Source organism: uncultured Shimia sp. (genome assembly GCF_913054185.1).
Classification (GTDB): Bacteria; Pseudomonadota; Alphaproteobacteria; order Rhodobacterales; family Rhodobacteraceae; genus Shimia.
In genome coordinates this window covers 16,739-39,739 of record NZ_CAJXIV010000029.1, presented here as the reverse complement: position 1 = coordinate 39,739, position 23,001 = coordinate 16,739, and the positions used below count along the sequence as shown (strand labels likewise).

The 23,001-nt window shown below is 55.6% G+C and carries 16 protein-coding genes and 2 tRNA genes; 8 read left to right on the top strand and 10 right to left on the bottom strand.

Translation table 11 applies throughout. The features are described from left to right. The first annotated feature begins 291 nt into the window (after positions 1-291). Positions 292-483: a hypothetical protein gene (locus QZ517_RS08435; protein ID WP_283426184.1), complete on the top strand. Its 192-nt coding sequence runs from the start codon at positions 292-294 to the stop codon at positions 481-483. Between the two features lie 169 nt (positions 484-652). Here QZ517_RS08435 and QZ517_RS08430 read toward each other — a convergent pair. Next, positions 653-728 (bottom strand) — tRNA-Val (locus QZ517_RS08430). 117 nt (positions 729-845) lie between these two features. On the opposite strand from QZ517_RS08430, the gene QZ517_RS08425 reads away from it, so the two are divergent. Both QZ517_RS08425 and QZ517_RS08420 read left to right on the top strand, forming a co-directional pair. Beyond that, positions 846-1,847: a GlxA family transcriptional regulator gene (locus tag QZ517_RS08425; protein ID WP_294225086.1), complete on the top strand. Its 1,002-nt coding sequence runs from the start codon at positions 846-848 to the stop codon at positions 1,845-1,847. A gap of 354 nt (positions 1,848-2,201) precedes the next feature. Next, complete coding sequence (locus tag QZ517_RS08420) at positions 2,202-5,216, top strand: calcium-binding protein (RefSeq protein ID WP_294225083.1); 3,015 nt, start codon at positions 2,202-2,204, stop codon at positions 5,214-5,216. A 141-nt stretch (positions 5,217-5,357) separates the two neighbouring features. On the opposite strand, the gene QZ517_RS08415 is transcribed toward QZ517_RS08420, so the two are convergent. From QZ517_RS08415 to phaC, 5 genes are all read right to left on the bottom strand, one after another. Further along, positions 5,358-5,433 (bottom strand) — tRNA-Val (locus tag QZ517_RS08415). Positions 5,434-5,452: 19 nt separating this feature from the next. After that, on the bottom strand, positions 5,453-5,899 hold the full coding sequence (locus QZ517_RS08410) for an HU family DNA-binding protein (RefSeq protein ID WP_294225081.1): 447 nt from the start codon (positions 5,897-5,899) through the stop codon (positions 5,453-5,455). A 158-nt stretch (positions 5,900-6,057) separates the two neighbouring features. Next, positions 6,058-6,609, bottom strand: a complete 552-nt coding sequence (phaR, locus tag QZ517_RS08405; RefSeq protein WP_294225078.1) for a polyhydroxyalkanoate synthesis repressor PhaR — start codon at positions 6,607-6,609, stop codon at positions 6,058-6,060. A 135-nt stretch (positions 6,610-6,744) separates the two neighbouring features. Then, positions 6,745-7,191, bottom strand: a complete 447-nt coding sequence (locus QZ517_RS08400) for a phasin family protein (protein ID WP_294225074.1) — start codon at positions 7,189-7,191, stop codon at positions 6,745-6,747. 144 nt (positions 7,192-7,335) lie between these two features. Beyond that, positions 7,336-9,129 (bottom strand): class I poly(R)-hydroxyalkanoic acid synthase, encoded by a 1,794-nt coding sequence (phaC, locus tag QZ517_RS08395; protein ID WP_294225072.1) that lies wholly within the window; start codon positions 9,127-9,129, stop codon positions 7,336-7,338. A 108-nt stretch (positions 9,130-9,237) separates the two neighbouring features. Here phaC and phaZ point away from each other — a divergent pair, with 108 nt between their 5' ends. The 4 genes from phaZ (at position 9,238) to QZ517_RS08375 (ending at position 16,669) form a co-directional block, all read left to right on the top strand. Beyond that, entirely contained in the window at positions 9,238-10,521 is a 1,284-nt protein-coding gene (phaZ, locus tag QZ517_RS08390; RefSeq protein ID WP_294225070.1) for a polyhydroxyalkanoate depolymerase, read from the top strand. 591 nt (positions 10,522-11,112) lie between these two features. Further along, entirely contained in the window at positions 11,113-14,778 is a 3,666-nt protein-coding gene (locus QZ517_RS08385) for a vitamin B12-dependent ribonucleotide reductase (RefSeq protein ID WP_294225067.1), read from the top strand. Positions 14,779-14,788: 10 nt separating this feature from the next. Then, entirely contained in the window at positions 14,789-14,980 is a 192-nt protein-coding gene (locus QZ517_RS08380; protein ID WP_294225065.1) for a hypothetical protein, read from the top strand. Positions 14,981-15,307: 327 nt separating this feature from the next. Continuing rightward, positions 15,308-16,669 carry a DUF3179 domain-containing (seleno)protein gene (locus tag QZ517_RS08375; protein WP_294225063.1) on the top strand — a complete coding sequence of 454 codons (1,362 nt, stop codon included), beginning with the start codon at positions 15,308-15,310 and terminating at the stop codon, positions 16,667-16,669. Here QZ517_RS08375 and QZ517_RS08370 read toward each other — a convergent pair. Beyond that, positions 16,666-17,562 (bottom strand): LysR family transcriptional regulator, encoded by an 897-nt coding sequence (locus QZ517_RS08370; RefSeq protein ID WP_294225060.1) that lies wholly within the window; start codon positions 17,560-17,562, stop codon positions 16,666-16,668. The two genes, QZ517_RS08375 and QZ517_RS08370, sit on opposite strands and share 4 nt — an antisense overlap. 91 nt (positions 17,563-17,653) lie before the next feature. Between QZ517_RS08370 and QZ517_RS08365 the strand changes: the two genes are divergently transcribed. Then, a complete protein-coding gene (locus QZ517_RS08365) occupies positions 17,654-18,421 on the top strand; it encodes an SDR family oxidoreductase (protein WP_294225057.1) in 768 nt (255 codons plus the stop codon). A 60-nt stretch (positions 18,422-18,481) separates the two neighbouring features. Here QZ517_RS08365 and lon read toward each other — a convergent pair whose 3' ends face one another. The 3 genes from lon to tgt form a co-directional block, all read right to left on the bottom strand. After that, positions 18,482-20,884: an endopeptidase La gene (gene lon, locus QZ517_RS08360; protein WP_294225054.1), complete on the bottom strand. Its 2,403-nt coding sequence runs from the start codon at positions 20,882-20,884 to the stop codon at positions 18,482-18,484. A gap of 304 nt (positions 20,885-21,188) precedes the next feature. Continuing rightward, positions 21,189-21,737, bottom strand: a complete 549-nt coding sequence (locus QZ517_RS08355; RefSeq protein ID WP_294225052.1) for a hypothetical protein — start codon at positions 21,735-21,737, stop codon at positions 21,189-21,191. Positions 21,738-21,748: 11 nt separating this feature from the next. After that, the gene (gene tgt, locus QZ517_RS08350; RefSeq protein ID WP_294225049.1) at positions 21,749-22,879 is read right to left on the bottom strand and encodes a tRNA guanosine(34) transglycosylase Tgt; all 1,131 of its coding nucleotides are present in this window, start codon (positions 22,877-22,879) and stop codon (positions 21,749-21,751) included. Between the last annotated feature and the right edge of the window lie 122 nt (positions 22,880-23,001).

The window sequence follows — 23,001 nt, the reverse complement described above, 5'->3', positions numbered from 1 at the left end:
ACCCGCGACCCCCGGCGTGACAGGCCGGTACTCTAACCAACTGAGCTACAACCGCTCACTACCTGCTGTCTGGCGTATGCCGTTCAGCGTGTGGCGTGGTTTATGCCGAGTGCTCTGGCGCGTCAAGCGGATATCCGCACGAAAATCGAAGAAATTTTCCGAAGCGGAATGTTGGCCTTTCACCACAGGGGTTTCTTCTTTGGCAGACTCCCGCGTAGAGTGCTTTGCGCACTGAATTTTTTGTGATTAGATGTGCTTACTCGATTCAATTGCTTTTGAAGGAATAACCCGATGAAACCACTTTATGCTGCCCTGTGTGTTGCCGGTATCACTCTTGCTGCGTGTTCTCAGCAAGAAGAGCCTACCCCGGTTTACGCTCAGCCTGATTTTGACAAACGTGGCAACGCTAGCTGTATGGCCGGTTACGACTTGCTGACCACAGATTCCGGCGCCCTAGTTTGTGCACCGGCAACTGCTGGCTAAATTTCAGCCACTGACTGGAATTTCGGGCGGTCCCTTCGGGGATCGCCTTTTTTGATGCGGAGCACGTCGAAAAAGAAAGCCACCTCGACCAAACACCCATTTCGGCCAACAACACTTAAAAACCTGCAGCCGCGAGGCTCTCGGAGATTCAACGCTGGTAGAGGGTAAATGGTGGGTCGTGAGAGGCTCGAACTCCCGACATCTTCGGTGTAAACGAAGCGCTCTACCAACTGAGCTAACGACCCGGTAGGCGGGGATTTAGACCCTACCGCGAGTACATGCAAGCCCCCTTTTTGAACTTTCTTTGCGTCCGGCCGAACTTCCTCATAGGGTGGCCGAAAAAAAAGGGAAAACACCACCCCATGCCTGATCCAATTGTGCCCAAAGGCGTCGCCCACGTTGCTGTGGATGCAGTAGAATCTCCTGATCCTATTGTCTTTGCGCTACAGCCGAATCTTTCGATGCTGGCGTTTACCTCTGCCGTGGAGACCTTGCGCATCGCAAATCAGCTCACCGGACAAATCCTCTACACATGGACCACCATGTCGGAGACTGGAGAAAACGTGCGCTGCTCCAATGGCATCGAAATAGGCATCGACGCACCGCTTGGCGACACTCCGACCAACGCCTGTGTTTTTGTTTGCTCTGGAGTTGAGCCAGAACGCGCGGCCACCGCCAAAGTGGCCGATTGGATTCGCCATCAATGGCGCACCGGCCGCCGGGTTGGGGGCTTGTGTACCGGGGCATTCACTTTGGCCAAGGCAGGCATTCTCGAAGGCAAGGACTTCACGCTGCATTGGGAAAACATCACGCCCTTTCGCGAGATGTACTCAACCTTGGATCCGCTGGAACAGCTCTACGCGATCGATGACCGCATCATGACCTGTGGCGGCGGCGTGGCCGCGATGGACCTGTTCCTGAAGCTGATCTACGACCGCCACGGCGCCCCCCTCGCCCGCGCGGTGCTCAATATGTGCCTACACACCGTGCAACGCTCAGAAACCGACCGTCAACAGAGCTCCACCGCGGCGGTGATTGGCAACCGCAACGACAAGCTGGTCAAAATCATCGCGCACTTTGAAGATAACCTGGAAGAGTCGATCGACCTGGATCAGGTGGCCCGCGGTCTCGGCGTCTCCCGCCGCCAAATGGAGCGCCTGTTCAAGACTCACCTCAACACCACCCCAAAACGCTTCTTGCAAGACCTGCGCCTACAACGCGCCCGCATCTTACTGGCAGAAACCGACATGCCGGTTGTCGATGTGGCGATTGCCTGTGGCTATGAATCCGCCGGAAACTTCTCAAAACGCTTCCGTGAGACATACGGCATTTCCCCACACCGGTTTTCGGCGGGACATGGGTAGATCCCGAAAATCGGTACCTCCTCCCAAATATCAGGAAACCATACAAGACAGTTGAAATCGCACGCTCATAAATTCATCTTTAACGACAACTGAAATCTCACAACAATCGCCTGCTCTATATGCGGCTGCGCGAATGGCGATGGAAAATCCACGCTGGTTGTGACCAACCAAAAGAGGTCGATCTCCGCTGTAAGCGCCTCCCAAATTGGCCCGTGCTACAGCCAAGAACTTATGCGACGGTCAGCCAAGTCTCACCATCACGTATTTTTTCCATAAGCGTCTCATACCTGGTCCCATTTGGGATCTGACGCCCCTTTTTTTAAACACAACTTTCGTAATCCATAGAGAAACAACATGCCAGACGATCATTCAGATACCATTGCCGGCGCAACCTACATCACCTTAGGAACTGACTTCTCCGGCACTCTGGACTATGGGTGGGACAGTGATTTTTTTGCGATCGATCTCGTTGCAGGCCAAACTTATCGCTTCGAATTTGACCTATTTGACAGCCCCGACCCTATTCTGCGACTCGGCATTTTTGATGCGGACGGCACTGACCTCTGGCAGTTGGCGGATATTTCTGACACAGCTCTAACAATCCGCCCGGTTGTTTCAGGGCGCTACTTCATTGACGTGTCCAACCATTTGGACGAAGAGGACGGTTCCGCAAGCTACCTCGGCGCCTACACCGGTCACCTTCAAATCATAGACGACGACTTCCCAAGGCAGGTCTTGCCTTCAGACGGCGCCATTGACCCTGGAGACACGGTCACCGGCACAATTGACTACGAGGGCGACACTGATGAGGTCGCGCTCAATGTCGAAGAAAATGGCATTTACCGGATTGTCATGAACGATGCCACATCCAGGTTGGATGCAGCCGCAAACCAAACAACCGGTTACTCTTCATGGACGACAGGTCCTGGGGGTGAAAATGAGATGCTTTTTATTGCCAGCTCTGACGACCTCGTTGAGATTTCCATTAGAGGATGGACAGAGGGTGCAACCTACTCTTACTCGGTTGAGCGCATTGGCACTGACGATCATAGCGCCCTTCACTCAAACGCAACGCTGTTGCAAAACGGGGACGCGTTTGACAGCAATATCGCATTTAGGGCTGATGTTGATGTCTTTGAAATCGTAGGAGTGTCCGGCTCAAAGTACACAGTGACCATCGATCTCGACGACGCGGACACCCTCGACGGACTAAAAACGTCTTTGCGAAACATGTATGACGACGAAGCGTCAGCCATCATAACCACCACAGAGACACAGATCACTCTTGAGTGGACATTCAGAACGGACACGACCTATTTCTTGGAAGTCGGCACAAGTCTGAGAAGAGCCGATTACAACGCCTTTGGCGATTACACCATTTCGATGTCTGCGGTCAAAACCCCTACCCCCATTAGCGGCGACAACACCGATGAACTTTTCATAGGCACCGACGAAGCCGAGATTTTCGACACCGGAGGCGGCAATGACACGGTACATTCCGGCAAGGGGGACGACCGCGTTCTTCTCGGCCAAGGTGACGACTACGCGATTGCTGGTGGCGACCGAGAATACTTCAGCGGCGGTGGCGGTCACGATCGCATCAGCTATTTCAACAGCCCCACAGGCGTAAACATTAATTTGGCGACCAGCGAAGTATCCAGATCATGGGCCGTAAACGATGAGATCTCGGGCTTTGATAGTGCTGATGGATCCAAAACAGGTAACGATGTCATCTGGGGTAACAGTTTCGAAAATACGATCCGGACCCACGGTGGCAACGACAAAGTTTACGCAGGGAAAGGTGACGACCACGTTTTTCTCGGAGACGGCGACGACTACGTGCTTGCCGGCGGCGGTCAGGAGGAATTCCACGGCGGCGACGGCAACGATTACATCAGCTACTACAAAAGCAAAAGTGGTGTGACCCTGAACCTGCAGACAAACGAAGTGTCCCGATCCTGGGCGGATAACGACACAATTAGCGGGTTTGAAAGCGCCTCAGGTTCCAGAACCGGTAACGACAAAATCTACGGAACGACCGGCGCGAACATGATCAAAACCTACGGCGGCGACGACAAAGTTGTCGCGGGTAGAGGCAACGATCAAGTCTTCCTCGGAGATGGCGACGACTACGTACTGGTCGGCGGCGGTCAGGAGGAATTCCACGGTGGCGACGGCAACGATTACATCAGCTACTACAAAAGCAGGAGCGGTGTGACGTTGAACCTGGAAACAAATGTGGTGTCCGGCTCCTGGGCCACAAATGACACCATCAGCGGGTTTGAAAGCGCCTCAGGTTCCAAAACCGGCAACGACAAAATCTACGGCACGTCCGGTGATAACACGATCAGAACATATGGTGGAAATGACAAAGTCTATGCGCGTGGAGGCAACGACAAGGTCTTCCTTGGCGACGGAAATGACTATGTGCTTGCCGGGGATGGCCCCGGCGAATTCCACGGTGGCTCTGGCACGGATTATATCAGCTATTACAGAAGCCAGAACGGTGTGTCTGTGAACCTAGAGACCAATGAAGTGTCTGGATCCTGGGCCGAAGGTAACACAATCAGCGGGTTTGAAAATGTCTCCGGATCTGAAACCGGTAACGACACAATCTACGGCAGTTCTGGCGCCAACCTTATCAAGACCTATGGCGGCAACGATCAGATCCACGCCGGTGGCGGCAACGACACCGTTTATGCGGGTGATGGCAACGACCAGGTCTTCCTCGGCAACGGGGATGACTACGTGGTCGTGGGCGGCGGCGGAAGTGAAAGCTTCGACGGGGGGGCTGGAGATGACATCATCAGCTACCGCAAAAGTGATGCCGGTGTCGTAATAGATCTTGAAGCCAACACGGTTTCGGGCTCCTGGGCTCACGATGACACAATCAACAACTTCGAAAGCGCGGCTGGTTCAGATACAGGCCACGACCTCATCTACGGAACTTCTGGGCGGAACTATTTGGATGGGTTTGGCGGCGACGACACACTCTACGGCCGCGACGGCAACGACAATCTGTCTGGCAGAGGCGGCGATGATCACATTTATGGCGGCACGGGCGACGACCGGCTAGAAGGAGGAACAGGCTCCAATTCCCTCACGGGCGGAACCGGGGCCGATACCTTCGATTTCAACATGGAGGACTTCGAAGGTGGCGCAACAAGCCACACAATTATTGAGGACTTCGAAAATGACGTGGACACACTTGAAATCAACAGCAGTGGACAAGTGGTCGAGGACATTTTTTCCTACGCCGAGCAACAAGGGGACGATGTCGTGTTCACGGACTTTGGCAATATGACGCTGATCGTCAAAAACATAACAATCGAGGCACTTCAGAACGACGTTGATTTCAACTGGATTTAAGCCAAATGCTTCAGGGCGCCGCAAACGCACGGTGCCCGACCCTCTCAGGGCATCGTTCTGTGAATGTGCCTGGAACTAAAGACCAACCACAACAAAAAGAAACGGGCGCTCAACCACTTAAGGGAGCGCCCGCAAAAATCATGGTGGGTCGTGAGAGGCTCGAACTCCCGACATCTTCGGTGTAAACGAAGCGCTCTACCAACTGAGCTAACGACCCGGTGACGCGCCTTCTAAACTCACTCCGCGGGCTCTGCAAGCCCCTCTTTGTCAGTTTCTTCTGCTTCACCGGTTTTGCGTCGCAGCCGCAGGTTTACCACCTGCACATCTTCCAACTCTTTGCTGTTTTGCACCTTCACTTTGCCAAGGCCAGGCATGTTCAAACCGCGCCCCGACGTGAGGGTTTCCCCGATGATTGAAAGTGCAGCCTCAATGGCCGGCTTGGCATCACGCTTCTTCACACCGGCCCGCGTAACAGCCGCTTCGATGAGCTCCTTCTTGCGCATCAAATCGGGGCCAATGTCCTCTGCGGTGCTCTCTGCAACATCTGGCACAACTGCGGATGCAGGCTCCGCCGCTTCTGCGATCTCTTTCAAGCTGGTGCTGGTTTTGCGGGACGTGGTGGCACGTGCGCGCGTCTTGCTGCTGGACACGCTCTTGCGTGTCGTTGCGGGAGCCTTAGCCATGGCTTTCTACCTCACTGGTCTGCTCAACAACACCAGCATAGCGGGCGCATCCGGCAAAAGACAGGTAAATCGCTAATTTTCCACAATATCTGGTCGCCAAACACCGGTGGCGCACTAAATGCGCGCCACTCAAACTGAATTGAAACTGCGGAGAGTGATTACTTCAACTTGGACAGTTTGTCCTGCAATTCGGCAAGCTGCTTCTTGATGTCGTCGAGGTCTTCACCGTCACCGCTGACAGCCTCTTCTTTCTCAGCACCCGGCGCAACGCCTCCCGGCCAAGCCATACCGCCTGTCATCGCTTTCAGGAAAGCTTCTTGCTGCGCCTGCATCGCTTCCAGACCTGGCATCGCCATACCGGTCCCCATGCTTTCCATAACTTTTTCTTGGCTGTCTCGCAGCATGTCAAAAGACGTCTGCAAGAATTGCGGCACCATTGACGTGGCCTGTGTGGTATAGGCCCGCACAAGATCATTGAGCACATTCACCGGCAAAACATTCTCACCACGACTCTCATGTTCTGCAATGATTTGAAGCAGGTACTGACGGGTCAGATCATCCCCACTTTTCAAATCGATAATCTGGACTTCGCGACCGGATCGAATGAAACCGGCAATATCATCCAATGTGACATAGTCACTGGTCTCTGTATTATAGAGCCGCCGGCTGGCGTAGCGTTTGATCAGCAGTGGTTTGGTGTCTTCGCCCACGTCATTCTCCCCAAAGTTTTGCGCGCTGCAGAAAAAGCCTATGCGACTGCAGCACAAAAAGAAAGAGCGGGCATAAAGCCCGCTCACGCAATCTGCACCCTCAGGGAGGTTAAGGGTGCCGAGTTGCGGCTTTTCTTACTTGGATGTTGCTTTTTTCGCAGCTGCGGTCACGTCATTGGTGGCCTTTTTGACAGCGGCGGTTGCTTCCTCAGAAGCGTCTTTGCCAGCAGACATCAGCAGTTCAACAGTTTCCATCTGAACTTTCTTCGCAACTTCAGCGAAGGCTGCCATGTTTTCAGCAGCAACTTCAGCCTGAGCGGACGCAAAATCGGTCATCGCTTTGGCGTAATCCGCTGGATCTTCTTTGGCTTTGGTCATGTCGCCCAGCTTCGCCAGGGTGTCTTTTGTCCACTTGGTGGAGATCTCGGAAGACTTCTCTGCCGCGCCCAGCGCAACAGTGGTCAGCTTCTCGTTCAGCGCTGCGGAGTTTTTGAAAGCGCCTTCAAATGCTGTTGTATCAACCGGGAATGCACCCAATACGTCTTTGAACATTGCGGTCATGTCCTGTGTCGCTTTAGCCATTGGTATAGTTCCTTAAACAAATGACAGCCCGTGATGATGAGGAGAATGGGCTGCGTTTCTAGTCTCTGGACACAATATGCTTTCTGCGGTGCGGCATTTCAAGTTTTTTTTGCTGCAGCGCAGCAAAAACCTCTCAAATGACTGCTATTTATAGGCTTTTTTCAGAACATAACTGCCTGGAGCCTCGCCAAGCGCTGGATGAGTCTCATCCCCGGGCTGCCGCGCCGCGATTTTTTTGCCTGATTTTTTGGACAACCAGCCATCCCAGTGCGGCCACCAAGACCCTTCCTGAAAAGTTGCGCCATTCATCCAATCCGTAGCGCTCCCTTTCAAATCTGTGTTGGTGTAGTGGCCGTACTTCTTTTTGCTTGGCGGGTTCACAATCCCGGCGATGTGCCCTGACTGAGACACAATAAAGGTCTTTGACCGGCTCTTGGTCTGCTGAAACCCGTGATAACAGTCTTTCCACCGCGCAATGTGATCCGTTTCACAAGTGACGGAACAAATCGGCACATCCACTTCGCTGATCTTGAGAGTTGCGCCACAGAGCTCAACACCCTCACCGACAAATTTATTGGCTTGGCACAGCTCGCGCAAATACTGATGCGCCATTTTGCCCGGCAGGCCCGAGCCATCGCCGTTCCAGAAGAGCAAATCAAACGCAGGTGGCGCTTCTCCCATGAAATAGCTTTTGATTGCGGGACCGTAGATCAAATCATTGGACCGCAGAAAACTGAACGTGCGCTGCATGATAAACGAACGCAGGATGCCAAACTCCTCAATCTCATCGTCAATGCCGTCGATAAAGTCATCCTGCAAAAACGGCGTGAACTCCCCTTGATCGGAAAAATCTGTCAGCGTGGTGAAAAAAGTTGCTGACTTCACCGATTTGTCGCCCCGTTGCTTCATCAATGACAACGTCAGATGCAGCGTGGTCCCGGCGATACAATATCCAACCGCATTCACCTGTTTCTGTTTGGTGATGTCTTTGACCTGCGCAATGGCTTCGAGGAACCCCTCCTCAATATAGTCTTCCAACCCCACATCAGCATGAGACAGATCGGGATTGACCCAGCTCACCACAAACACGGTATAGCCTTGCGCCACGCACCAACGGATCAGGCTGTTCTGCTCTTTGAGATCCAGAATGTAGTATTTGTTGATCCACGGCGGAAAGATGATCAGCGGAATTTCATGCACTGTGTCGGTCGTCGGTGAAAACTGCAGCAACTCAAACATCCGGTTGCGGAACACCACCTTGCCCGGCGCCGTCGCAATGTTGCGGCCAATCTCAAAGGCATCTTCATCCGCCAGTTTCACCAGAAGCTCGCCATTGTTGGCTTCCAGATCAGAGATCATGTTCTGCAACCCATCAATCAGCGACTGACCTTCGGTCTCTACGGCCCTCTCCAACGCATCTGGATTTGTCCCTAAGAAGTTGGTCGGCGACATCATGTCGACAATCTGATTGGAGAAATATTCGATCCGTTGCTTGTCTTTGGGAGCCAGTCCTTCAAGCTCGCCAACAGCAGCTTTGATCGCCTCAGAATTGCGCATGTACTGCTGCTTGAGCAGGTTGAAATACGGGTGCGATTTCCACATTGGATGAGAGAATCGCCGGTCTGACGGGGTGTCATCCTGCGGTGCAGAAAACTGCCCCTTAAGCATGATATTCTGTGCGTCCACGAAAGATTTAACCGACTTACTCCACAGATCGAGCTGGTTTTCGATAACTTTTCCGGGGTTGTCGACCATGGACTGCCAATAGGCTGTCGCCGCATTCAGGAACACTTCAGGTTCTGGGGAATTTAGCTCATCTCTCAATGGCTTACGTCGCCCAAGGACTTCGGTTAATCGCAACGACAAAGCTTCGACTTTCGCCAAATTCGCGTTCAGGCGATCCATTTTTTCGCCAGATTCAGTCTCATTTGTTGTCATATTAACCCATCCGCCCTAATGTCGCTGCTGTGCAGCATTAACCAAGCGCCCCCTCAATATTACTGGGGAAAACACAGGGTGCATACCCCAAACGATAGGACGAAGCACATGCGATACATGGCCACGTATGACCTGATGGAAACGATGCGGAACACCAACCAATGGTTGGGCGCCACCGCCAGCGCCATGGCGTCATACCCTGCCTTCGCATTGGTGCCGAACCCTGGTTTGCAGTGGATGGCCGCTTGGGGCGAAGTCACCGAACGCGCCTTCCAACGCATGGTTGTGAAACCTGATTGGGGTATCGACAGCTTCACCTGCGAAGATGGCAAAGACCATATCGTCAACATCAACACCGTAATTGAACGTCCCTTTGGCGATTTGGTCCACTTTGAAGTGTCCGGCCGCAAAACAATGAAGCGCAAAGTTATGCTGGTCGCGCCGATGTCTGGCCACTATGCCACCCTGCTGCGCTCCACTGTGAAAAGCCTGATTGCCGACTGCGAAGTTTACATCACTGATTGGCATAACGCGCGTGACATCCCTGTGTCCGAAGGCAAGTTTGATGTGGAAGATTACACCCTCTACCTTGTCGATTTTATGAAAGAGCTTGGCCCGGACACCCATGTGATCGCTGTGTGCCAGCCTGCACCGCTCACCCTCGCCGCCACCGCCTATCTCGCAGAGGAAAACCCAGAGGCGCAGCCGCGCTCTCTCACCCTGATCGGTGGGCCAATTGATCCAAACGCCGCCGCTACTGAGGTCACCGACTTTGGCCACCGCGTCACCATGGGCCAGCTCGAAGAAACCATGATCCAGCGCGTTGGCTTCAAACACCCCGGCGTTGGTCGCATGGTCTACCCAGGCCTGTTGCAGCTTTCCTCATTTATGTCGATGAACGGCGAGCGCCACTCAAAGGCGTTCAACGATCAAATCATGCGTGTGTCTCGGGGTGAAGCTTCTGATCACGACGCCCACAACCGTTTCTATGACGAATACTTGGCTGTCATGGATATGACGGCTGAGTTTTATCTCTCCACCGTTGAGCGCGTCTTCAAAAACGGCGAGATTGCCAACAACGAGTTTGTCGTTGCAGGCCGCAAAGTTGATATCGGCAAAATCACAACGGTTGCGGTAAAATCCGTTGAAGGCGCCAAAGACGATATCACCGCGCCAGGCCAATGTATTGCCGCGCTGGATCTCTGCACCGGCCTGCCCGACAGCAAGAAAGCCAGCCACGTGGAGCCGGGTGCGGGTCACTACGGCATCTTCGCAGGCAAAAGCTGGCGCAACAACATCCGACCACTGGTGCTGGAATTCATCGACGCCAACGCAAAGGCGCCCAAAAAGGCTTCGCCGCGTAAGGCTGCAAACAAGAACAACGCTGCTTAAACAGCGGCTCAGCAACCTCCGCACACAAATGGGGCGATCGCAGGGCGCGATTCGCCCCATTGTTGTAATTGATGGTCACCGTTGCAAAAGATGCACATCCCCGGTGCTCAATATTTTCCACAGAATCGAGCTGTCGAACCTACATGTTGTGGATAACTCCCTCCACCGCTCTCGCCCCAAAGCAGAAACGCCTTTTTTCAAACGTTTAGCGGAATTAACCAATATTAACGGTCTCTAAAGACGCCTGTGGAGGAATCGGAGCGCAGAAGCGAGTCGCCGCCGACCACTTTCCGTCAACAGGGAAAATCCTGATTTTTGGTAAATAAATCCGTTGACCCTTTAGGGGCCGATACGCCAGTTTGTGGCAGCAGCCGAGAAAACCCACTAGATATTGTGGCGACCAAGGCAGCAGGGACAAACTCTGTCAATTGCCCCTTTGGGCTTGAGTCCGCGACAAACGTGATGCGTTTGCGCTCTGGTATCCCTTTGCCTGCTGGTCCGCCCACTTCTCCAAGGGTTCAAAATTGCGGCACCGCAAACCGCACAGAACGTGCACCACGGGACACTTTGGCATTGGGGACGATGACAGGCATGAAGATTCAACGACGCTTCACCAAGACCGGACAAGACGCTTACGCGGATCTGGATTTTGTGACCACCGAATCTGAAATTCGCAACCCGGACGGCACCGTTGTCTTTCACCTTGCGGACATCGAAGTCCCGTCTAATTGGTCCCAGGTTGCCTCCGATGTGATTGCGCAAAAATACTTCCGCAAAGCTGGGGTGCCTGCCAAGCTGCGTAAAGTGCGTGAAAAAGGTGTCCCGGAATTCCTGTGGCGCTCTGCGCCTGCCAACGATGACGTGGCCATTGGCAGTGAAACCAGCGCCAAACAGGTGTTTGACCGTCTCGCCGGAGCCTGGACCTATTGGGGTTGGAAAGGCGGCTACTTCTCTTCAGAAGACGACGCGCGCGCCTACTTTGATGAAATGCGTTATATGCTGGCGACCCAGCGCGCCGCGCCCAACTCGCCTCAATGGTTCAACACCGGCCTGCACTGGGCCTACGGCATCGATGGCCCCTCCCAAGGCCACTACTATGTCGATTACAAAACTGGCAAGCTGACCAAATCCAAATCCGCATACGAGCATCCACAGCCGCACGCCTGCTTCATTCAGTCCGTGGCAGATGATCTGGTGGGTGACGGCGGCATCATGGATCTTTGGGTGCGCGAAGCCCGCCTGTTCAAATACGGCTCTGGCACCGGCACCAACTTCAGCTCGCTGCGGGCTGACGGCGAATCTCTGTCCGGCGGTGGCAAATCCTCCGGTCTGATGGGTTTCCTGAAAATTGGCGACCGCGCCGCAGGTGCGATCAAATCCGGCGGCACCACCCGCCGTGCAGCCAAGATGGTGATTGTCGATGCGGATCACCCGGACATCGAGGAATACATCAACTGGAAGGTCAAAGAAGAGCAGAAGGTTGCCTCCATCGTGGCCGGCTCCAAGATGCACGAGCAAAAGCTCAACGGCATTTTTGACGCGATCAAAGCCTGGGACGGTGCTGAGGCAGACGCCTATGATGCCAAAACCAATGACGGCCTAAAGTCCGCGATCCGTGACGCCAAAAAGGTCATGATCCCAGAGACCTACATCAAACGTGTGCTGGATTATGCCAAACAAGGTTACGCCAGCATCGAGTTCCCAACCTACGACACCGATTGGGATTCTGAGGCCTACGCCTCTGTGTCGGGCCAAAACTCCAACAACTCGATCCGCGTCACTGACGCCTTCCTCAAGGCTGTCGAAAACGATGATGACTGGGAGCTGATCCGCCGCACCGACGGCAAAGTGGCCAAAACCATCAAGGCTCGTGACCTGTGGGAAGACGTCGGCCACGCCGCCTGGGCTTGTGCCGATCCTGGCATTCAGTACCACGACACCGTAAACGCTTGGCACACCTGCCCCGAAGACGGCGAAATCCGCGGTTCCAACCCCTGCTCCGAGTACATGTTCCTGGACGACACGGCATGTAACCTCGCCTCTATGAACCTCCTGTCCTTCCTCAAGGACGGTGAGTTTCAGGCTGAAGATTACATGCACGCCACACGTCTCTGGACCGTGACGTTGGAAATCTCCGTCACCATGGCGCAGTTCCCATCCAAAGAGATCGCACAACGGTCTTATGACTTCCGCACTCTGGGCTTGGGCTATGCCAACATCGGCGGCCTACTGATGACCATGGGCTACGGCTACGACAGCGAAGAAGGCCGTGCTCTTGGTGGCGCTCTCACCGCGTTGATGACTGGCGTCGCCTACGCAACGTCTGCTGAAATGGCCGGAGAGCTGGGCGCCTTTGACGGTTACGCCCGCAACAGCCAACACATGCTGCGCGTGATCCGCAATCACCGCCGCGCGACCCAGAGCCTGACCTCAGGATACGAAGGCCTCGCCGTCAAACCGGTGCCGCTGGATGCCGAAAACTGCCCGGACCAAATGCTGGTTGAGCTGGCCAAGTCCGCCTGGGACGAAGCCCTCGAACTGGGTGAGAAACACGGCTATCGCAACGCGCAGACATCCGTGATTGCCCCAACAGGCACCATTGGCCTGGTGATGGATTGTGACACCACCGGCATCGAGCCTGATTTTGCGCTGGTGAAGTTCAAAAAGCTCGCCGGTGGCGGCTACTTCAAGATCATCAACCGCTCTGTGCCTGCCGCGCTCGAAGGCCTCGGCTATTCCTCTGCACAAATCGAAGAAATTGTCTCTTACGCAGTGGGCCACGCCACCATCGGCAACGCGCCGGGCATCAACCACACGTCCCTGATCGGCCACGGCTTCACCACCAACGAGATCGAGAAAATCGAAGCCGCCCTTGGCTCCGCCTTCGACATCCGCTTTGTGTTCAACCAATGGACACTGGGTGAAGAGTTCTGCACCAATGTGCTCGGCATTCCGGCTGAGAAGCTGAATGACCCTGCCTTCGAACTGCTTGGACACCTCGGCTACACCAAGGCTGACATTGATCTGGCCAATGACCACGTCTGCGGCACCATGACCCTCGAAGGCGCGCCGTTCCTCAAAGAAGAGCACTATCACATCTTCGATTGTGCCAACCCGTGCGGCAAAAAAGGCAAGCGCTACCTGTCTGTGGACAGCCACATCACCATGATGGCGTCTGCGCAGTCCTTCATCTCCGGCGCGATCTCCAAAACAATCAACATGCCCAACGATGCCACCATCGAGGATTGCCAAAACGCCTATGAGCTCAGCTGGTCCTTGGGCATCAAAGCCAACGCGCTGTATCGTGACGGATCCAAACTGTCACAACCTCTAGCTGCCGCGCTGGTGGAGGACGACGAAGACGCCGCCGAAGTGCTCGAATCCGGGTCCATGAAGGAAAAGGCACAGGTCCTGGCCGAAAAGATCGTCGAAAAAATCATTGTCAAAGAAGTCGCCCGTGGCCGCGAGAAAATGCCGGAACGTCGCAAAGGTTACACTCAGAAAGCGGTTGTGGGTGGGCACAAGGTCTACCTGCGCACCGGCGAATACTCTGACGGCAATTTGGGTGAAATCTTCATCGACATGCACAAGGAAGGCGCTGGCTTTCGCGCGATGATGAATAACTTCGCCATCGCAGTGTCGGTTGGCCTGCAATACGGCGTGCCGCTCGAGGAATTTGTCGACGCCTTCACTTTCACCAAGTTTGAACCAGCAGGCATGGTGCAAGGCAACGACAGCATCAAAAACGCCACCTCGATCCTCGACTATATCTTCCGCGAATTGGCCGTGTCTTACCTCGACCGCACCGACCTCGCGCATATCAAGCCAGAAGGCACCGCGTTTGATGATCTGGGACGTGGCGAAGAAGAAGGCGTGTCCAACCTATCCGAGCTGTCTGACATCGCCGCGACTCGCTCGCTTGAAGTGTTGAAGCAGATCTCGTCCACCGGGTATCTGCGCAAACGCCTGCCCCAAGAACTGGTTGTTCTGAACGGCGGCGGCAACATTTCTGTGGATAACTCCGATGCTGTCAAAAATGTGAGCACTTTGGTGCCGGAAACCACTGGCGCAGCCGTATCAGACATGGCACCTAGCGCCTCCGTCACAGCGGTTTCGCCACCGATGAACGAGCGCGCCAAAGCCAAAATGCAAGGCTACGAGGGAGACCCCTGTGGTGATTGCGGCAATTACACTTTGGTGCGCAACGGCACCTGTATGAAATGCAACACCTGTGGCGCCACCTCAGGCTGTAGCTAAGGAGAAAACTGTGACGAAGAGCAGAAGCCTTCCGTCTAACGACGATCAAAGCCGGTCCACCAGTGACACTGTGGTGGGCACCATCCGCATCAGCGGTGATTGGGCCCGCAAAGTCCGTGGCGAAGCAGATGCCCCTGCCCCGCAGGCGGCCAACGATGATTACGCCGAACACCGGATTTTTGCCGCCCGCAAAAGCTCCTGATCGGTGACCACAAGATCCCGGGGGGACCTGGGTAGGGGGCAACTGCCCCCGACGACATACTCCGCTGCCGTCCCTAACTTTAGGCAGTGGTGTTCCACGGAGCGGGTGCGCTCGCTCCGACGACATTCAGGCCGCAGGCAAAAAACATCGAGCGGTAATTATAGAGTGAGCCTGAATGGCGAAACTGGGGGGTCTTTTGACCCCCCACTTTTTTGTGCAGCTGCCAATTCTTTCAACCAACTCACTTTCTCCTGATGCAAGTTGATTGGCGCGCGCACTCCATCGTCGGCCACAAAGAAGCAAACGCCCTTTGTGCAAGGACCGATCATGCCCCTCCGCCTCTCTGCCCTGCTCTGCGCCTTTGCGCTGTCTACCGCCCTGCCCGCCTTGGCGCAGGACGCTGCCCCCCTGCCCGCGTATGTGATCGAGCAATTTGGCACGCCCCCTGCTGTGCCTTCCGGCCGGTTAACCGATGCTATCGAGACCGCCGCCGACATGGCCTTTGTCGAAAGCATGCAGCAAGGCACTTGGGGGCGAGATCAAACACTCGCCCTCGACGAAATCGCAGCCTCTGGCGACCCGCGCCTCGCCTGGATCATCAGTGATCTCATGCGCTTTGTGACCTCTCCAAAGCTGAATTTCGTCCTCTCGGAAGCCGCCGCCACTCTGCTGGAGATCGACACGCCAACCGAAAACACCTGGGGCATCGTCACCGACCACCTGATCGCTTGGGACATCCCCGAGCCAGCCGACTACCTGCGCTTCAAACGCGCTATCTTCACGGCCATCGTCCCGGAATGGGACCCTCTGTTTGTGCCCGGAGACATTGACTGGCGGTTGGTGTCCTGGGGTGGCGTGTTGATCGATAACCGTGCCTTTGACACCGCAGATGCCTCCTGCAACTGCATCCCTGCCGCCGACAATCCAGAGGTCACCGACGCCGCTGGCGCCACTTGGCTCAAGCATGACGACATCGTCTTTGGGGTTGAGGTCAACGGCGCATACCGCGCCTACCCGCGCCAAATCATGGAAGTCCGCGAAATGGTCAATGACACGCTAGGCGGGCGTGATCTTGGCATCCCTTACTGCACTCTATGTGGCGCAGCCCAAGCCTATTTCACCGACCAAATGCCAGCTGGTGTCGAGCGTCCCATCCTGCGCACCTCCGGCCTTTTGAGCCGCTCCAACAAGGTCATGTATGACCTCAACACCTACTCCGTTTTTGACACCTTCCTCGGCCACGCTGTCACTGGACCTTTGGCAGACAAAGGCATCAAACTCGAACAAGCCGCCGTCATCACCACCGACTGGGGCACATGGAAAACAACTCATCCGGAAACCACCGTTCTGGCTGAATACCTCGCCCTCGGCCGCAACCCCGATTTCCGCAATGGCCGTGACGCCAACGGTCCCATCTTTCCAGTGGGTGACGTCGATCCGCGCCTGCCGGTGCACGAAGACATCATTGGCATCGTCTCCGCCTCCGGCCAACCTGTCGCCTTCCAACGCAGCAAAGCACTTGTAGCTCTAAGAAAGGGCGAGGAAATCACCTATGAAAACATCCGCCTCAAACTCGACGCCGGCGGCATTCGGGCGGTTGATACAGGCGGTGCAAACCTCGGCAGCCACCAGGCTTTCTGGTTTGCCTGGTCGCAATTTCACCCAGACACCGCACTCTGGCCCGGCTAACGCGCAAGGCGCTCGCGCAGGAAATCTATCATTACCCGCGTCTTGCGCGGCAAATACCGGCGGTTTGGGTACAACAGCCAGGCCGCCGTTTCAAAACCGCTCACCGTGCCCTGATACTGCGGACACAACTCAACCAACCCTCCCTCCGTCAAATCCTGTGTTACCAGCCAATCCGCCAGCAACCCCACACCCAGTCCCTGCCGTCCGGCTTCCAAAAGCGCCAGCGCATTGGAAAACCTGTGCCGCCCGGTCACGCTGACCTCAAATGACGCAGTTCCCTCCTTACGAAACCGCCACACATCACCGATCTCCGGCAGCGCATAGCGCAAACAGTCGTGATCCCGCAGACCCTCCGGCGTTTCCAAATCGCCAGAGCGCTCTAAATACGCCGGGCTCGCCACCAGATGATACCGCGTATCCATCAACTTTCTGGACACCAGATCCCCTTTTGGCGCAGGCGCCAGCCGCACAGCCAAATCAATCCCCTGTTCCACGAGATCCAAATTGGCGTCACTGCTGATCACCTCTACTGAAATCTCCGGATAGCGCTCCGAAAACGCAGGCAACAGCGGCACAATCCTCTGACATGCAAAGGCCACGGACGCCGTAATCCGCAAGGTACCAGAAGGCTGGTGCTGCGTGCCCACCGCTTCCTGCGCTGCTGCTTGCATCTCTTCCACCAAAGGTCCCACCCGCCGCAAATACGCTGCGCCCTCTTCCGTCGTCGACAGTTTTCGTGTGGTCCGATGAAACAGCCGCACGCCCAGCTCGGCCTCCAAGGCTGACAAGCTGCGCGACACCGAGGAGGGATCCAAATCCAACGTCCGCGCCGCACCGGCAATGCTGCCCTGCGCTTGCACCAAAAGCGCCAATTTCAAAATATGCGTGTCCATTCGTGCAATTTACGCACGACAGTCCTGTCAATCCAGTCATTTCCGGCATCATCCCCACGGCCTATCCCTAAGCTAGACAAAAGGAGCCTTCATGACTGATCTCACCGAAAAAACCGCCATCATCACCGGCGCCAGTCGTGGCATCGGCGCCAGCACCGCCCGCCATTTTGCAGAACTCGGTGCCAATGTGGTGCTCGCTGCACGTTCGGAAACCGCCATCAAACACCTGGCCCAAGAGCTTTGCGACAACGGCCTGTCAGCCCTCGCGGTCCCTTGTGATGTTGCAGACGCCACCGCTGTTCAGCACCTGATCGCCACCGCAACCGACACCTTCGGCAACCTTGATATGCTCGTCAACAACGCCGGCCTGATCGACCCGATCACCACCCTAGCCGACAGTGACCCGGCCGAGTGGTCCAAAGTTATCGATGTGAACGTCAAGGGAGTCTACCACGGCCTGCGGTACGCCCTGCCCATCATGCGCGCCCAAGGCGCAGGCACCATCATCAACATCTCGTCTGGTGCAGCCAACTCCTTTCTCGAAGGCTGGTCGCACTACTGCGCCTCCAAAGCCGCCGTGGTGCGCCTCACCGGCATCGCCCACAAAGAAAACGCTGACGCAGGCGTCAGTGTTGTTGGTCTTAGTCCCGGCACCGTCGCCACCGACATGATGGCCACCATCAAGGCTTCCGGTATTAACCCGGTCAGCCAGCTCTCCCCGGGTGTGCATATTCCCACGGAGTGGGTCGCGCAGGCGCTCGCCTATCTCTGTGGTCCAAATGGCAAGGATTTCGCAGGTCAGGACTTTTCCCTAAAAAGCAACGAAGGCCGTTCCTTACTGGGCCTGCCCCCGGTTTGAACCCAACAAAAAAGGCGCGCCGATCTCTCGGCGCGCCTTTCTTTTCTCAGCGTAGGTGCCTCAGTGCGCTGTCGCACCGGCCCCTTCTTCTTTCTTGAGCTTCGCCGCGGCCGCTTCTTCAGCTGCCTCATCCCACTCAATGGCTTCCGGCTCTTCCGTCAGCGCCAGTTTTAGAACCTCAGACACATGTTTGACCGGGATAATCTCCAGCCCACTTTTCACATTGTCCGGAATCTCCGCGAGGTCTTTCTCGTTTTCCTCTGGGATCAGCACCGTTTTGATGCCGCCGCGCAGTGCCGCGAGCAGTTTCTCTTTCAAACCACCAATCGGCATCGCATTGCCACGCAAGCTTACCTCACCAGTCATCGCAATGTCTTTGCGCACCGGGATACCGGTCAGCACCGACACAATTGACGTCACCATCGCCAGACCCGCAGACGGGCCGTCTTTTGGCGTTGCGCCATCTGGCACGTGCACGTGGATGTCGATCTTGTCAAAGACGGTTGGTTTCACACCAATTTTTGGGCTGATCGAGCGCACATAAGAAGATGCCGCATCAATCGACTCCTTCATCACATCACCCAGCTTACCGGTGGTCTTCATGCGGCCTTTGCCAGGCAGCTTCAAACCTTCGATATGCAGCAGATCACCGCCCACAGATGTCCACGCCAGACCGGTCACAACACCCACCTGGTTTTCATCCTCAGCCAGCCCATAACGGAACTTCTTCACGCCTAGGAAGTCGTCCAGATTGTCAGGCGTAACCGAAACGGCCTCTTCTTCGCCTTTCACAATCTTTGTGACAGCTTTCCGGGTCAGCTTGGCCAGTTCACGTTCAAGGTTCCGCACGCCCGCTTCGCGGGTATAGGTCCGCACAATCTCTTGAAGCGCTTCGTCCGACACTTCAAACTCGCCCTTTTTCAGACCGTGGTTCTTGATCTGCTTGTCGATCAGATGCTGGCGCGCAATCTCACGCTTCTCGTCTTCGGTGTAGCCAGCCAGCGGGATGATCTCCATCCGGTCCAGCAATGGCCCCGGCATGTTGTAAGAGTTCGCCGTGGTCAGGAACATCACGTTGGACAGGTCGTATTCCACCTCAAGGTAGTGATCGACAAAGGTGCTGTTCTGCTCAGGGTCAAGAACCTCAAGCATCGCAGACGCCGGATCACCCCGGAAGTCCTGCCCCATCTTGTCGATTTCATCGAGCAAGATCAGCGGATTGGTGGTCTTCGCCTTCTTCAGCGCCTGAATGATCTTACCCGGCATGGAGCCGATGTAGGTCCGGCGGTGACCACGGATCTCGCTTTCATCCCGCACGCCGCCAAGGCTAATGCGGATAAACTCACGACCAGTGGCTTTGGCCACGGACTTACCCAGCGAGGTTTTACCCACACCTGGAGGGCCCACGAGGCACATGATTGGGCCTTTGAGTTTGCTGGAGCGCTGCTGCACCGCAAGGTACTCAACAATGCGCTCTTTGACCTTCTCCAGACCGTAGTGATCTGTATCCAAGACCTCTTGCGCCTTGCCCAGGTCTTTCTTCACGCGGCCACGTTTGCCCCATGGAATGGACAGCATCCAATCCAGATAATTGCGCACAACGGTGGCTTCCGCAGACATCGGGCTCATGTTCTTGAGCTTCTTCAGCTCACCCTCAGCCTTCTCTTTGGCTTCTTTGGACAGCTTGGTCTTGCCGATTTTTTCTTCGAGCTCAGCAATTTCGCCTTCGCCCTCTTCGCCGTCGCCAAGCTCCTTCTGAATGGCCTTCATCTGCTCATTCAAATAGTACTCGCGCTGGGTCTTCTCCATCTGCGATTTCACGCGCGTCTTGATCTTCTTCTCGACCTTCAGCACGCTCATCTCGCCCTGCATCAGGCCATAGACCTTCTCCAGACGCTCGCTCACAGACAGGGTTTCCAGAAGCTCTTGCTTCTCGTTCACCTCAATACCCAGATGACCAGCCACAAGATCAGCCAGACGCGCAGGTTCGCTGGCGTCTTCCACCGCGCTCAGCGCTTCTTCTGGGATGTTCTTTTTGACTTTGGAGTAGCGCTCAAATTCGTCGCCAACAGAGCGCAGCAGCGCCTCGATGGTGGCGGCGTCACCTGGCATTTCGTCCAGATGTTCGGCACGGGCCTCAAAGTAGTCGTCGTTTTCCACAAAGTCGGTGATGGTCACACGGCTCTGACCTTCGACCAGCACTTTCACCGTGCCATCGGGCAACTTCAGAAGCTGCAGCACATTGGCCAAAACGCCGGTGCGGTAAATGCCGTCAAAATCTGGATCATCCTCGGCAGGATCAACCTGACTGGACAGCAGAATTTGCTTGTCATCGGCCATCACCTCTTCGAGCGCGCGGACCGACTTTTCCCGGCCAACAAACAGCGGCACAATCATATGTGGGAACACCACAATATCGCGCAGCGGCAGCACAGGATAAGATGTGTTGAGGGGCTCTTGCATGAGTTTTCCTTGTTCTAGCAAAGCGACGCTGGTCCCACATGTGGCAACCGTTTGATCGCTCTCCGTTTCCTCGGCTTATTGATTTGGGGTGCCTCGTCCCCGCTTTCAACGGCGTTTTGTTGGTTGGACCACACAATGCCTTTACAGAACGTGAGGAACAAGGCGGGAAACGGTATTGATGGCAAAATAATTGCCCACACAGGCAATGCTCAAGGCGCGACGCGTTGGCAAATCAACTTGGACGAAAACGCGGTACCACCACTGCACTCAGCGCCTGCCAATTAGAAAGGTACTCTTCCCGCGATCACTGTGCAGGACGCAACAGTACCGTTTCTGTCATAAAGAGCACTGTCTCATCGCTTTTGAGAGTCAGCTCCGAAATCTCCAACACCCGATCATCGAAGTACGGCACCAAGGTGATGGTGCCAAACACCGATATCCCACCGTCAAACTCCGGCAACACTACCTGCACCTGCGGCAACGCCTCCGGGCCACACCGCGTACCACTTAGCATGTCCGCCAAATCCGCCCGTTCGGTGGTGTCCAGCACGGCATCCACGCGGTCCACGTCATAAGGCTTTGGCGCAGCCCATGTCAGCGCAACCTCTTCACCCATGAGGCTATCCACAAACCCGGAGTAAAACAGCCCGTCTGCATCAATCTCGGTCGCAAACATCCGCGCAGGCCGCACAAATGAGGTTGTGCTGCCTTCCACCGACACACTGCCTTCTCGCACCCAGCTGCCTGCCAGCCGCGCGTATACCGCAGCCGGATCCGTGACGTCACAAAACCCGTCTGCCATCGCAGCGACAGGAGCCACTGCGGCCACCACCGCCATGAAAAACCGCTTCATCGGGAAACTCCTCACAGCCGCTCAATATCCCCTTGCGCCCGTTGCGCATGGAACTCTGTTTCCCACGCGTCAAACGTGCCGGCCGCAATTGCGTCGCGCATGCCCTGCATGATCTCTTGGAAGTAATGCAGATTGTGCCAGGTCAACAGCATGCCGGAAATCATCTCATTGCTGCGGAACACATGGTGCAGATAGGCCCGCGAATAGTTTGAACAGGCGGGACAGCCACAGGCCTCATCCAACGGACGTGGATCATCCGCGTGGCGCGCGTTTTTGATGTTCACCACGCCATGACGAGTGAACACCTGCCCTGTGCGACCAGACCGGCTTGGCAACACACAGTCCATCATGTCGATGCCACGCTTCACCGCCCCCACAATGTCATCCGGCTTGCCAACGCCCATCAGATAACGTGGCTTATCCACCGGAAGCATGTCTGGCGCAAAATCAAGGCAGCCAAACATCTTCTCTTGGCCTTCGCCAACAGCCAGTCCACCAACTGCGTATCCTTCAAAGCCAATCTCTTTGAGAGCCTCAGCAGATTCTTCGCGGAAGTCCTGCTCCAGGCCACCCTGCTGAATGCCAAACAGCGCATGTCCAGGCCGATCCCCAAACGCATCCCGTGACCGTTGCGCCCATCGCATAGACAGCCGCATGCTCTCCGCAATCCGATCCCGATCCGCAGGCAACGCCGGACATTCGTCAAAACACATGACGATGTCACTGCCCAACAGTTTTTGGATTTCCATCGACCGTTCCGGCGTCAGCGAATGCTTGGACCCATCAATGTGGCTCTTAAACGTCACGCCTTTCTCAGTCAGCTTGCGCAGCTCTGCGAGGCTCATCACCTGAAACCCGCCGCTGTCCGTCAGAATGGGGCGTTCCCAGTTCATGAACTTGTGCAACCCGCCCAGACGGTCAATTCGCTCGGCAGTAGGACGCAGCATCAGGTGATACGTGTTGCCCAACAGGATGTCCGCCCCGGTGGCGCGCACGCTCTCCGGCATCATCGCCTTCACGGTGGCCGCCGTGCCCACCGGCATAAACGCGGGCGTGCGAATGTCTCCACGCGGCGTGTTGATCACCCCAGTCCGGGCTTTGCCATCGGTGGCATGCAACGAAAACGAGAACTTTTCAGACATCTGAGACCTTACATCGGGGAGTTGGCGCAAAATTTCCCCCTCCTTACGCCGAACCATGTAACTTGTAAAACACGCCAATGTGACCATATTGCAACCCATAGATAACAAACACTTTCTGGGGA